Origin of the sequence: Desulforamulus putei DSM 12395 (assembly GCF_900129195.1) — a bacterium.
In the GTDB taxonomy this organism is placed as follows: domain Bacteria; phylum Bacillota; class Desulfotomaculia; order Desulfotomaculales; family Desulfotomaculaceae; genus Desulfotomaculum; species Desulfotomaculum putei.
The window spans coordinates 51163-63832 of record NZ_FQUY01000005.1; the positions used below are offsets into that span (position 1 = coordinate 51163).

9 protein-coding genes are annotated in these 12670 nt (G+C 53.4%); 2 read left to right on the forward strand and 7 right to left on the reverse strand.

The genetic code is table 11. The features are described from left to right. Positions 1-200 precede the first annotated feature (200 nt). Positions 201-1592 (forward strand): amino acid permease, encoded by a 1392-nt coding sequence (locus BUB67_RS05000; protein ID WP_073236720.1) that lies wholly within the window; start codon positions 201-203, stop codon positions 1590-1592. 26 nt (positions 1593-1618) lie between these two features. Here the strand turns inward: BUB67_RS05000 and BUB67_RS05005 are convergent, their stop codons facing one another. Further along, positions 1619-3997, reverse strand: coding sequence for an ATP-binding protein (locus tag BUB67_RS05005; protein WP_073236723.1), 2379 nt, complete (start codon positions 3995-3997; stop codon positions 1619-1621). A 212-nt stretch (positions 3998-4209) separates the two neighbouring features. Between BUB67_RS05005 and mnmL the strand changes: the two genes are divergently transcribed. Further along, positions 4210-5172, forward strand: a complete 963-nt coding sequence (mnmL, locus tag BUB67_RS05010) for a tRNA modification radical SAM protein MnmL/YtqA (protein WP_073236726.1) — start codon at positions 4210-4212, stop codon at positions 5170-5172. Positions 5173-5320: 148 nt separating this feature from the next. On the opposite strand, the gene BUB67_RS05015 is transcribed toward mnmL, so the two are convergent. From BUB67_RS05015 to glpX, 6 genes are all read right to left on the reverse strand, one after another. Further along, positions 5321-6172: an ABC transporter permease gene (locus BUB67_RS05015; protein ID WP_073236729.1), complete on the reverse strand. Its 852-nt coding sequence runs from the start codon at positions 6170-6172 to the stop codon at positions 5321-5323. Between the two features lies 1 nt (position 6173). Beyond that, complete coding sequence (locus BUB67_RS05020) at positions 6174-7103, reverse strand: ABC transporter ATP-binding protein (protein ID WP_073236732.1); 930 nt, start codon at positions 7101-7103, stop codon at positions 6174-6176. Next, positions 7100-9442, reverse strand: coding sequence for a hypothetical protein (locus BUB67_RS05025; RefSeq protein WP_073236735.1), 2343 nt, complete (start codon positions 9440-9442; stop codon positions 7100-7102). The genes BUB67_RS05020 and BUB67_RS05025 overlap by 4 nt, the downstream gene beginning before the upstream one ends. 3 nt (positions 9443-9445) lie before the next feature. Beyond that, positions 9446-10915 carry a TolB family protein gene (locus tag BUB67_RS05030; RefSeq protein WP_073236738.1) on the reverse strand — a complete coding sequence of 490 codons (1470 nt, stop codon included), beginning with the start codon at positions 10913-10915 and terminating at the stop codon, positions 9446-9448. Beyond that, positions 10915-11451 (reverse strand): RNA polymerase sigma factor, encoded by a 537-nt coding sequence (locus tag BUB67_RS05035; RefSeq protein ID WP_073236742.1) that lies wholly within the window; start codon positions 11449-11451, stop codon positions 10915-10917. The genes BUB67_RS05030 and BUB67_RS05035 overlap by 1 nt, the downstream gene beginning before the upstream one ends. A gap of 133 nt (positions 11452-11584) precedes the next feature. Continuing rightward, entirely contained in the window at positions 11585-12553 is a 969-nt protein-coding gene (gene glpX, locus BUB67_RS05040; RefSeq protein ID WP_073236744.1) for a class II fructose-bisphosphatase, read from the reverse strand. Positions 12554-12670 lie beyond the last annotated feature (117 nt).

A 12670-nucleotide genomic window follows, 5' to 3' on the forward strand; every position in this document is an offset into this window, starting at 1 on the left:
GAGTTGAGCCGAGAGAAGCGCAGTGTCAGCTGATCTCCGCCAGAGGACGGAATTTTTATTTTCTGAGCAGAGGGCATTATTTATAAAAACAAATACATGAGCATAGTTGAGGATAGTTGAGAATAGCTGAGGGGAGTTAGCGTTGGCAATTCTCCGCCTTGGAGCGGTTTTTTTATATTTAGGTGAGAGGAGTAGAGAAAGTGAGCAAAATTGATGTGGTGGAAAGAGAACAGGGGCTGCACAGGGAGCTTTCCCAAAGACAGCTGACCATGATCGCCCTTGGCAGCGCCATTGGCACCGGGCTATTCTTTGGCAGCGGCTTTGCCGTCAGTCTGGCCGGCCCCGGTGTGATCCTGAGTTATGTGATTGCGGCCATTTGTGCCCTGATTATGATGGGCTGTTTATCTGAAATGGCGGTGGCGCACCCCACAGCCGGGTCCTTTGGAGCCTATGCGGAGATGTACATCGGTCCCTTTGCGGGATGGTCCGTTCGTTACACCTATTGGGCCTGCCAGGTCATTGCCATTGGCGGAGAGGTTGTAGCGGCAGCTATTTACATGCAGTACTGGTTCCCCGATGTCCCCAGTTGGGTCTGGATGGTGGCCTTTTCCGCAGCCATGGTCTATATTAACGCTCGCTCGGTGGCCAATTTCGGCGCCTTTGAATACTGGTTTGCTTTAATTAAAGTAACCGCCATTGTCTTCTTCATTATCACCGGCGCCGCCGTTCTGTTCGGCATCGGCACCGAGCCCATCGGCTTCTCCAATTTAACCAAACACGACGGTTTCCTGCCCCTGGGCCTTAAGGGGGTTTGGATGGGTGTCATGATGGCAATCTTCAGTTTCATCGGTGTTGAAGTGGTGGCCGTAACTTCCGGTGAGGCCAGGGAACCCGAAAAGGCTGTTCCCAGAGCCATGAGAACCATGGTGATTCGCCTGATTCTGTTCTACCTGTTAAGCCTTGTCATCATGCTCTGCGTGGTTCCCTGGGTGGAGGCAGGCGGTAAGGTAAGTCCCTTTGTTAAAGTGTTTAGCGCCATCGGCATTCCTTACGCTGCCGGCATCATGAACTTTGTAGTGTTAACCGCCGCCCTTTCCAGCATGAATGCCAACTTGTATCTGACCTCCAGGATGATGTTTTCTCTGGCCCGTGGTCAATACGCCCCGTCCTTCCTGGGTAAATTGAGCAAAGCCGGTACCCCTGTCAATGCCCTGCTGGCATCCACCGGCGGTATCGCCCTAGCTGTACTGCTGCAAACCCTAGGGGATGAACAAGCATATCTTTATACCTTCGGCATTGCCTTGTTTGGCGCGCTGTTTGTCTGGGCCATGGTGATTGTTACCTTCTTCTTCTTCCGGGCTGCCCGGGAACGGGAAGGCGGCAAACCGCTGCCCACCAGAATGCCACTGCACCCCGTTCTACCGGGTATTGGCTTGGCGCTGCTGGTTGCCATCATGATCACCTTCTACTTCCATGATTTCTTCCGGGTCGGTTTATACAGCGGCGCAGGCTGGCTGGCTCTGATGTTTATCTCCTACTGCTTGTTTGGCAGGTCCGCAGTGAAAAATGAAAAGGCTGTCATCGGCAACTAAAAACGGCCTCTTTGGAGGCCGTTTTCTTATTTGTCAAAGTGGCATAACCCATCGGCATAATGCTGCAGTTTTTTATCCACCAGATGAAAAATGGTTCCCTCCGGGTACCCGCCGTCTTCCTGACGTTCACCGGCCGGTACCCCGGTTAATAATTCAATGCCCTCTTCCACCCTGGAGATGGCATAAATATGAAACATTCCCTGCTCCACAGCCTCCACCACCTCGTGACTTAACATCAGGTTGTCAACATTTTGTACAGGGATGATGACCCCCTGTTCCCCGGTGAGGCCCCTGGCCTGGCAGACCCCGAAGAAACCCTCGATTTTTTCCGTAACGCCGCCAATGGGCTGAATTTCCCCGTTCTGGTTCACGGAACCGGTCACCGCCAGGCACTGTTTGACAGGGACCCCGGACAAACTGGAGAGCAGCGCGTAGAGTTCCGCACTGGAAGCGCTATCCCCCTCAACCCCTTCATAGAGCTGTTCAAAGGTGATGCGGGCCGATAAGGTGAGGGGTTTATTTTGGGCAAACATGCTGCCCAGATAACCGGTTAGCGTAAGAACGCCCTTGGAGTGAATACTGCCGCTCATTTCGGTTTCCCGTTCAATATTCACCAGTCCCTCATGCCCCATGTAGGTTTTGGCAGTAATGCGGGAGGGCTTGCCAAAGGCGTAGTTACCCACATCCAAGACAGCCAGGCCGTTCACCTGTCCCACCACAGCCCCCTCGGTATCCACCAGGATCTTGCCCCGCAAAATAAGCTCCTGTAACCGTTCCTCCACCCGGCGGCAGCGGTAGATCTTTTCATTGATGGCCTGGCGGACATGTTCAGCCCCTACCAGTTCTGCTCCTGCCGCCTGGGCCCAGGCAGCTGCTTCCAGGATCACTTCCACCACTTCATTAAACTGAGTGGAAAGCTTATTCTGGTTGCCGGACAGCCGGGAGCCGTATTCAATGATCTCACCCAGGCCTGACTTGTCAAAATGAGGCAGGTTTTCACGGCGGCACACCGAACCCACAAAGGCAACATAATTCCTTAAATTTTCCGGGGTACGGGGCATCACCACTTCAAAATCCACCATGACCTTAAAGAGCTTGCCAAAGTCTTCGTCCAACTGTTGTAACAGGTGGTAAATCCTCTGTGATCCAATCAGGATGACCTTGACATTCAACGGTATGGGTTCCGGTTTCAAGCTGATGGTGGGTACAGACCGGTAATGTTCCCCGATATTTTCCACAATAACCTGTCGGTTCTTTAACGCCTTTTTTAACGTTTCCCAGGCATTGGCGTCCGCTAGAAGGTCCTTGGCCTGCAGGATCAGATACCCCCCGTTGGCCCGGTGCATGGCGCCGGGTTTAATCATGGTAAAGTCGGTGTTTACAGTACCCAACTGGCTGCGGTATTCGACTTTGCCAAACAGGTTATAGTAATGCGGGTTGGTTTCCACCACCACCGGCGCCCCTGTGGTGTCAGCATTGTTTACCAGCAGGTGAACACGGTAGTTTTTGTACGGGTCATCCGTAGGCTTCTCCTGATCCTGACCTTCCATTCCGGTAAGGCAGTCAATGTTGTTCGTTATGTCTTCTACCAGGTCATTGAGGTAAGCAACAATTTTCCCATGCTCCTTGTACTGCTCCTGCACATTTTTCACCAAAGGAACAATGGTTTCCAGGATCAGTTGTTTATCCAGGTCCTTTATCACCCGGTCCGCTTCTTTTTCCATCAACTTGCCGTTAAAGGCCAGTTCCTCTGTGCATCCTTGCAGTTTCTTTAAACTTTCTTCAAGGACCTGTCGTTCTTCGGTTGATAACTCATCATACTGTTCTTTGGAAAGGGGTTTGCCCTCTTTAACGGGAATAAAAAAGATTCCCTGTTCGGACACTTTCATAACAAAACCTGCCGCATTGGCATCTTCCTTCAATTGCTCCAGGTCACGATCCAATTTTTGCTGCAGCTCTTGCAGAATAGCGCTTTTTCTCTGGCTGTATTCCTTTCCCTCAAACAGCCTGGAAATGGCGTTTTTCATTTCAGTAGTTAAATTTGCCATATCCCTTTGGAATTTGCTCCCCCATCCCGGCGGCAGGCTTACCGCTTGGGGAACATCGGGATTGTGAAAATTATAAAGCAGGCACCAGTCCCCGGGGGTTTTTTCTCTGGCTGCGGCCTGGGCCACGACGGTTTGGGTATAGGTGGTTTTACCGGTGCCGGCGGGTCCCGCCACAAAAATGTTATACCCGAAGGCCTTCATGGTAAGGCCGAACTGCATGGCCCGCACCGCCCTTTCCTGACCGATAAAATCATGCAGCGGCGGCACATCTGCCGAGGTGCAGCAAAAATCCAATTCGGCCGCATCACACCGGCGTCGCAAACGGTGGATATCAACACGTGTTTTCTTAAGATCCATAGTTTCCTCCGCAAGGCTTTTTGTATATATACTATTAAAGTAACGCAGCTCCTGCCTTAAAGGACATTTTTTAAAAAGTTGTTCGGAACAGTTTACCTGTGCTATTATGAAATGTGAGATGTTAGAAGTAAGGTAAGCCAATAAAAAGGCCATTGGTCATTGGCTATTGGCCATTGGCCTTTGAAAGATGGTGTAATGTTGAGGGATGCAGCATGTTTGAGAAATCAACCCGTTACCGCCAGTATTCCGATCATCTAACGGAAAAGTTTGGTCAGAAGGTCTATAAACTTCCTGTGAATCTTCCCGGCACCTGTCCCAACCGGGACGGCACCGTAGGCCGGGGCGGCTGTATTTTCTGTGATGAAGATGGGGCCGGCTTTGAATGCCTTCCCAACACCATGAGTGTGAAACAGCAAATTCAAACAAACCGGGAGTTTTTTATCCGCCGGTTTAACGCCAAAAAGTTTATCATATATTTTCAGGCCTTTACCAATACGTATTTGCCCCTAGAGCAATTTAAGGAAAATATTCTGGCCGCAGCAGATGAAGAGGATGTGGTGGGCATCTCGATTTCCACCCGACCGGACTGCATTAACGACGCCTGCCTGGACTTCCTGCAGGAACTGCAGGCCCGGCGAGGGCTGGATATCAACATTGAACTGGGGCTGCAGACCGTTAATTACCATACGCTGGTGAAGGTAAACCGCGGTCATACCCTGGCAGAATTTATTGATGCCGTACAGCGCATTCAAAAAAGAAACTTTGAAATCTGCGTTCACATCATCTTGAACTTACCCTGGGATAACAGCCTTGACGTCATTGAAAACGCCAAAATCCTCTCGGCCCTGGGGGTCCATTATGTTAAACTCCATTCCCTCTATGTGGTAAAGGGTACGGTGCTGGCAGACATGTATCAAAGGGAAGAATTTCACATCATCCCCTTGGAGGAATACATCAACCGGGTGGTCACCTTCCTGGAATATCTGGACCCCCGCATCGTGATCCAGCGGTTGGTGGGCAAGGGCCCGCAGGACAACCAGTTGTTCTCCAACTGGAACACCAGTTGGTGGAAAATTAAGCAGACCGTTGAGAAAACACTGGTGGAAAGGGACACCTGGCAGGGCAAGAAATGTGACTACTTAAACGGCAAAGCCTTGAGGTTTTACCCCCGGTAAGGAACGGTAAAGGTCCTATCCGGCGGGCGCCACCTTTCTGTTCTTTTTCAATGGTACATTTTACTGCTGTCTCCTGAGTTCAGATGAGCACAAGAGGGTCACCTGGAGATCATTAGGTGACCCTCTTTTTTATTTCTCAGCCATGCTGTTACCTGAACAGCTTCCGATTATGATTCATGGGATTCAGCTTCCAGCCGCTCCAGAGAATTAAGAGAACGCTAAGAACAATACAGGTTACGGCATAGGTTCCCCAGTAGGGCAGCCACATGTCCCGGCCGGGGCCGAAGGTGGCTTGTTCGCCGAGGATTCTCAGCATCACCATCACCGGATTGGTGTCCTGCAGCAACTGCACGATGAAGGGTGTTTCCTGCAGGTTGGTCATGGCCATGCGGGCCTGGTGCTGGTAGAGTTCGTAGATAAAGCCCCCCAGGAAGCCGGTGCCGACCACCAGGAAAAAGACAATGCCGTAGGATGTTACGGTACTGACGCCGGTTCTTTTAAAATAGGTGGAGCAACTGACACCAATGGCAGCGTACAAAAGCATGGAAACCAGAAAGAAAGCCAGAACCCCCAGGATTTGAACGGGCGCCAGACCGCCGTACATAAACACCAGGCTGTACAGGGGCAAACTGGCAAACAGGAGTAAAGCTGTAAAGGAACAGGCGGCAACCATCTTACTCACCACAATGCTCAGGGGACTTAGTTCGGTGGTTAATAAAACATTTAAGGTTTGCCGTTCCCTCTCCCCGCTGATCACCCCGGCGGTCAGGCCGGGCACCACGAAGGCCAGCAGTCCCAACTGGGCCATGCTTAATACCGTAAAGATTTCTTTACTGCTGCCGGGTTGAAAAAAGGCCGGTGCGCTGCGCCAGCGCAGGTAAATAAATCCCAGGGAAAAGCCGCCCAACACCATCAGGTAAAGCACTACCACCAGGGGAGAACGATAAGAGCGAAATCTCTGCCGCAGTTCCTTGAGCAATACAGGGTTTAATTCCCTCATTTTATTCCACCTCCCCGGTCATGGCCATAAAGGCGTCTTCCAGGTTTCCTTTGATCTCTGCAAACTCCAGGACAGTCCAGCCCCGGTCCATAATGTCACGCAGCAGTTGGCCCTGGGCTGTTTTATTTCCGGTGAAGGAAATCCTGGCCCAGCCCGGTTCTCCGTCTACGCTGGCCACACCGGGCCGGTTGTTAAGAAACTCGATTAGTTCGGTTAATTTTTCCGCCACGTCGATCTTTAAGATCCTGGCTCCCTGCCGGGCGGCGGTGACCTCTTCCACCGTGCCGTTGGCCACCAGCCGCCCCTGTTCCAGGATGGCAATGTTGTCGCACATCTCGGCCAGTTCCGGCAGAATGTGGGAACTGATTAAAATGGTCTTATTCATCCTGCGCAGTTGGCGGATAACTTCCTTCATTTCCGCCCGGGCCCTGGGATCCAGGCCGGAGGCCGGTTCATCCAGGATCAGAACGGCGGGGTCATGGACCAGGCAGCGGGCCAGGGCCAGCCGCTGCTTCATGCCCCGGGAAAGCAAATCCACATAGGTATCTGTTTTATCGGCGAGGTTCACCAGTTCCAGCAAATCACGGGTTAACCGGGGGCGCTCCCCCGCCGGTATGCGGTAGGCAGCGGCATAAAATTCCAGGTATTCACTTGCTTTGAGCCCGTCATAAACGCCAAAGAAGTCCGGCATATAGCCAATCAACCGGCGAACCGCCGCGGGTTCTTTCACCACATCGTACCCCCCCACGGTGGCGGTTCCCCCGTCCGGGGCCAGCAATGTGGCCAGGATGGACATGGCGGTTGTTTTACCGGCCCCGTTGGGGCCGATTAAACCGTAGACCCGCCCCGCTTCAATGTTGAGGGTAAATTCCCGCAAAGCGTAGTTGGTGCCATAGACCTTGGTCAAGGATTTTATTTCAATTGCATTCACCGGCTCACCACTCCTTCCACGGCCACTGCGGGAAGGTCTACCTTGTCAGGCCGACCAAGACCGGTTGTTTTTTCAACCTGGAACCGGCATTCTCCTGACGGTGAACCGTAGCGCTTGAGTTTTTCCGGGCCGATCTTTAAACCGGAGGACGGCACATCGATCCACTTCTCTTCCTGCCAATCATAAATTCGCATGGCCACATTTTTGTTTTCCTGGGGCGGGAATTCGATGGAAACCACCTTAAAGTTTCGATTATTCAGTGGCCGCAGCAAGTCAATCCCCAGGGTTATCTTGCCTTCATAAAGGGTGTACCCCAGGGGTGTTTGATTAAAGGCACCCCTGCTCTCAATCACTTTCGGCATATACATACCAGGGGCCAGTTGGACAACCTTGCCGATAGGAAGATGCAACTGCAGTTCCTGGGTCACCAGCGCCAGGTTATAGTCCCGGACATTCTTTTGGTTCGATAGTATTTTAAACATGCCCAGGGAATCGTCGGTCCAACCGAAGAAGACCGGTTGGTTGCCGGGGTCATTCATCCTCGGCCCCAATACAACATCCACCATTTGTCTTTCCCTAACATAAATGTCATTTTCACCCGGTCTCACCGGCGGCACCAGCAGGTCTCTGAATTCGTTAGGTCCCAGACTGCCCGGCCCTTTGGCCAGGGACTGGTTCACCTCAACACTGCCGCCGGCCGGGATCCGGTTCAGGGCAATGGACCGTCCGCCCAGTAAAATCCGGCAGTCCCGCAAGTCCATTTTGGTATGGTTGGCAATTTCACCTTTGATGTAGCCGTTTTCCAACACCAGGCTGCCGCTGATCTGGCCCACATCGTGTTTAATTGCCGTGGCCCGAGCCTGGCGCATGGACCAGTACTCCACATCCGGGAAGGAGATTCTGGGACCGGCCTCGGCATCATACTGAATGATGGGTGACTTTTGTCTGGGGGAATAATAGTTATTGGAAGGCCAGAGAACCGCCCCTGGGGAACCCTCCACATTTAAGGTGCCCCCGTAGGGACTGATAAAGGCCGCAGTGGCATTCACTTCCGCCCTCTCACTGTCCATGATCTCAACCACCGCCAGGGTCTGACTGATGGGAGCATGAATCCGCTGGGCCGGTGACATAAAATAAACCACGCCGGCAGTAATGACAGCGCCGACGGGAATCATCCACCACATCCAATCCCGGCGGTCATAACGTCTTAATAGAAGATAGAGTCCCGGACCTACCACCAGAACGTAGATCACCCAGGCAACGGCCACCCGGGGCACCGGCGGCGTCTTTAACTGGGGCAGGTAGGTGGCGGCGTGCCCCAGCATGTCGTTGTTGTATTGTCTTTTTTCCCTCATTTTGCCATCCAAGCTGTTGGGGCCGTATATCTGTCCAAACACCAGCGGCCAGATGGCAGCTGATTCGGATGTAAGGTTTTCCAGGGGAATGCCGCTGTACACCACACGTCCCTTGCCATAATCCCGGGCTGCCACCACAATCACCCCGTTCACCCTGGCCAGAACTTCCCCATCGGTTAACGGGCCGGTAGTCACGGCCATGGTTCCTTTCACCACCCGAAGTCCGCCCATGTCTGCGGAAACCACCTGCCGGCCTGCAGCTGTCACAGGGGAAAGTTCAGTCAGCGGCCCGCCGGGTGAAGTTCCTGCTCCCCCGGAAATCAGCAGCATGCCCCCCAGCGATACCCAATCCTTTAACAGACGGATCTGTTCCTTACTCAGCCGGGCCACAGAAACATCGTCCACGATAATGATGTCGGCTACCGATAGTTCCAGAGGATCTCCGGGCAGATAGGCAGGCGGAAGAAATTTAATGGCTGTTTGCCCGCCAAAGGTTTGATCCAGCCAGGCGCTGACACCCCCTTTCAGGGGCTTTTCACCCAGACTCAGGGCGATGAAACCACCGTTCACCGCCGTCCCTTGAACGGAGCTGGCTGCCACAGGGGTCCCGTCCACCAGGAGCACTGCCCTGGCCCCGTTGTTTACCAGTTCACTGGGAACCATCAAGGTGGTTGTTACCAAACTCCTGGCAGGCACTTTAACAGTTTTCTGGTACCGTGTGCTCTGGCTGGGACGCTCCGGAAAATTATCAACGGGCTCCACCACCAGCAGGCCTTTGAATGCTTCATCCTGGTTGGAGATGGTGATGGTAAGCCATGCAGGAAGGCCCAACTTGTAGATGCCGCTCAGGCCAGGCTGGACGGCCAATCGAACCGGCGCGGTGTCTGCTGCAGAAGCCGCTGCAGGCAACGCAAAGGTTATAAGTAACAGTACTGATATGATCAGCCACGGGATAACAGTGTTTCTCTTCCCTCTCACTTGCATATCTTAGTCCCTCTCCTTTTCCCACCGTTCCTCCAGCCTCAACTTGAGCAAAGCCACGGTGTCGCCGTCCCGGCGAGCAAACAATAACCATTTGCCCTCGGGGCCAAAAACTTGACCCTCACATTTTTGGACCTCATTCAACACCAGTGTTTTCGGTCCGCGGGAACCGCTTAACTCCTGCTGTCTCAGCCAGTTGATCTCCAGCCCGCTAATACGGTTTTCCGGCGCCACCAGCAGATGACTGTTGGCCAGCCAACCCACATCTTCTTTCAATTTCTTTAATGCCGGGGCGCCGTCTTTACCCAGGTAAGCCACCCGTATTTCCGCCGCCTGCTGGCGCACGCTGTACTGGGGCTCACCGTTGGACAGAAAGGTTAGGATCCGTTCCTGGGCCTTTTCGGTGCAAAAGGCCAGGTAACCGTTGTTACTCCAAACCGGGTTTTCCCCCTGGCCCAACAGGTCGGCCCCGCCGGTTTCGATATTCACCAGCCAGAGTTCATAACTGCCGGACCTGCCGGGTCTTTGCACCACCAGGTGTTTGCCGTCCGGCGACCAGGTAGGAGCATCCCCTTCGGTGATTCGTCTGTCCTCACCGTTGGGAAAACGGATCCATACCTCGGAAGTTTTTCCCATGGAACTCACCACGTAGGCCAGACCTTTACCGTCCGGCGCATAGACCAGATGGGAATAGTACTTCGTTTTACCGCGAGCCGACATCCTTTGGTCTCCGCCATCGCCGGCCCTTTGCCCATCCGCCATGGTTAAACCTTTTTCTTCTTTGGCGGCAGGACCCGCCTGCTGAAAAGTCAAGGTTTTAGATTTGGCAGATGAAAGAAGTTCTTCGGCCGGTATTTGTTTTATCTCCTCAGTACTTTCCGTGCTCAAGACAAAGGAAACCTGCCGGCCGTCAGGGGACCAGCTGGGAGAACGGAAGGCTGCTCCTTCAGGGGGGGCCAGGTAGGCTAGTTGAACGCCTGTTTCCGAAAGAAGGACCAGTCCGCCGCCCCGCACCACTAATATTTTGCTGCCATCAGGGCTGACAGCCGGTTGGAGGGGCATCGCTTCGGTCCAGAACCTGGTAAGCTCCTGGGGTGATCCGGCAGCTTCCAGGTGAACAACGCCGTTGGTGTAACGCCATAGACCTGTGACAGCAAACAGTACCAGGATTACCGCTGCCACTCCCAGGAACGGGGTTAACCAGGGGCGCCATTTATTTGTCAACTTTTGTTCGTCTCTCGTCGGTGCAGCCTGGAAGTTGGCCTGGTTATTACGGCTCCGGAGTTCCTTCTGACGTTCCAGCAGCTTTTTACGCAACTCAACCTGCAGGCGGCGGTTTACCGGCACTGCTTCCCTGACCTGCCGCATATGGTTTAATAATTGAGAAATGCCGTCTTCCCCTTCTTCCCGGGCCTTGAGATACGCCTCAATGGGAAGAACCTTGTTCTCCTGATCATTGAACCTCTCTTCACTCATCAGGCGCTTCCCCCTTCCCGAACATATTTCTGCCTGAGTTGTTTAAGGGCCCGGTGATGCAGCATGCGGACGGCGGATTCTGTTTTGCCCAGAACCTCGGCAATTTGACCAAAGCGTAAATCGCCGGCATAACGCAACGCCACCACATCCCGGTAATCCGGGGCCAAACCCTTCAATAACCGGCGAAGTTTTTTAACCTCTTCACCCTGCAGGACAGCCTCTTCGGGACCGTCATCGGAACCCGCGACCAGTTCCAGCATGACATCCTGGGTAGCGTACTCTCGGCGGCCTCGCATGTAGTCCACGTATACATTGTGGGCTATACGAAAGATCCAGGCCGCAAAGGGCCCATCGGCCCGGTATTTGCTAAAATTTTCCAGCGCCTTCATAAAGACGGCGGTGGTCAGATCGTCAGCATCCCAGGTATTGTCCACCCGGTAGCGGAGATACCGGTTCACCGGTTCAAAGTAACGGTCATAGAGTTCTTCAAAGGGTAAATCCCCGTCCGGATGACGCTGGTTGGTTGCTGGGGTCATTTTTCTACCTCATTTCGCGGTTGTACGGTATTTTTGAGTACTCAACCATAAAGACGGCAGATGTCAAATAAATGTAACGCCTGGAACAGAAAAGGCCGCCACAATTTGCGGCGGACCTTCTCCGGTTATCAAATTACTCCATTACTAAATGAGGCTTATTGGGAATGCAGTGCAAGGCCCTAATCCAGCGGACGGTTTTGGTGCGGGCCCGCATAACGATGGAGTGGGTTTCCGCCCGGTCGTTACCCACAAACCGGACACCCCTGAGGAGTTCCCCGTCGGTGACACCGGTGGCGGCAAAGATGGCGTCTTCCCCCCGTACCATGTCATCCATCATCAGGATCTGCCTGGGATCCTTCAGACCCATTTTTACGCAGCGATCATATTCTTCCTGATTGGCCGGGGCCAGGCGTCCCTGCATTTCGCCGCCCAGAGCCTTAATGGCGGCGGCGGAGATGACACCCTCCGGTGCTCCCCCGGTGCCGATATAAAGATCAATACCGGTTTCCTCAAAGCAGGTGGCAATGGCAGCCCCCACATCCCCGTCACTGAATAATCTAACCCTGGCGCCGGTACGGCGTACCGCCTCAATAATTTGGGCGTGTCTCTCCCGCTCCAAAATCATTACGGTGCAATCCTGAATTCTCTTGCGGTTGGCCCGGGCAACAATCTCCAGGGTTCTGGGAATGGGGTCGTCGATATGAATCAACCCGGCGGCCCTGGGCCCTACGGCAATTTTCTCCATATACATATCCGGGGCATGCAGCAGGTTGCCCTTGTCGGAAATAGCCACCACCGCCAGGGCGTTGTTCAGGCCCTTGGCCACAATGTTGGTGCCTTCCAGGGGATCCACAGCCACGTCAACTTCCGGTCCCTGGCCGGTACCGACCTTTTCACCGATATAGAGCATCGGGGCTTCGTCCATCTCCCCTTCCCCTATGACTACGGTGCCATTTATATTGACGGAATCAAACATCGCCCTCATGGCACTGGTGGCCGCCTGGTCCGCCTCATGTTTCTTGCCTCTTCCCATCCAGCGGGAAGAGGCAAGGGCTGCCACCTCCGTGACCCTGACAATCTCCAGAGCAAGCTCTCTATCCACAATAAAGACCTCCTTAGAAATTGAACACTCTTTTGTTACTATTATAGCACCCCCGGAACAAGATAGAACGAATTTTTTCACTTGACACAAATACCGATATTATCTAAACTTAACCCA

Excerpts from the sequence above, each read along its gene's own strand:
- BUB67_RS05005 (WP_073236723.1), bottom strand. The coding sequence starts at position 3,997 with ATGGATCTTAAGAAAACACGTGTTGATATCCACCGTTTGCGACGCCGG.
- mnmL (WP_073236726.1), top strand. The coding sequence starts at position 4,210 with ATGTTTGAGAAATCAACCCGTTACCGCCAGTATTCCGATCATCTAACG.
- BUB67_RS05015 (WP_073236729.1), bottom strand. The coding sequence starts at position 6,172 with ATGAGGGAATTAAACCCTGTATTGCTCAAGGAACTGCGGCAGAGATTT.
- BUB67_RS05025 (WP_073236735.1), bottom strand. The coding sequence starts at position 9,442 with ATGCAAGTGAGAGGGAAGAGAAACACTGTTATCCCGTGGCTGATCATA.
- BUB67_RS05030 (WP_073236738.1), bottom strand. The coding sequence starts at position 10,915 with ATGAGTGAAGAGAGGTTCAATGATCAGGAGAACAAGGTTCTTCCCATT.
- BUB67_RS05035 (WP_073236742.1), bottom strand. The coding sequence starts at position 11,451 with ATGACCCCAGCAACCAACCAGCGTCATCCGGACGGGGATTTACCCTTT.